Source organism: Novosphingobium huizhouense (genome assembly GCF_020179475.1).
GTDB lineage: Bacteria > Pseudomonadota > Alphaproteobacteria > Sphingomonadales > Sphingomonadaceae > Novosphingobium > Novosphingobium huizhouense.
In genome coordinates, this window is the sequence record NZ_JAILXZ010000030.1 from 1 (window position 1) to 289 (window position 289).

The 289-nt window shown below is 57.1% G+C and carries 1 protein-coding gene; it reads left to right on the top strand.

All coding sequences use genetic code 11. The features are described 5' to 3' along the window. Nucleotides 1-27 precede the first annotated feature (27 nt). Nucleotides 28-289, top strand: a 262-nt coding sequence (locus K3A85_RS17845; RefSeq protein WP_404822975.1) for a carboxymuconolactone decarboxylase family protein, incomplete at its 3' end; no start/stop codon positions are given.

Sequence of the window (289 nt, forward strand, 5' to 3'; positions counted from 1 at the left end):
CTGGCCAATTCGAAAGCCGCTTTCGGGATGATCCCGAACCTGCATGGCATCATGGCGGAATCGCCCCAGATGCTGGAAGGCTATCAGCGGGTACATGAGCTGTTTCAGAAATCCAGCTTCGACAAGGACGAACTGACCGTCGTATGGCAGGCGATCAATGTCGAAAACGCCTGCCATTACTGCGTCCCGGCCCATACGGCGATCGCTCATAGCATGAAGGTCGATCCTGCCATCACCGAGGCATTGCGCAACAACACCCCTCTGCCCAATGCGCGGCTCGAAGCATTGC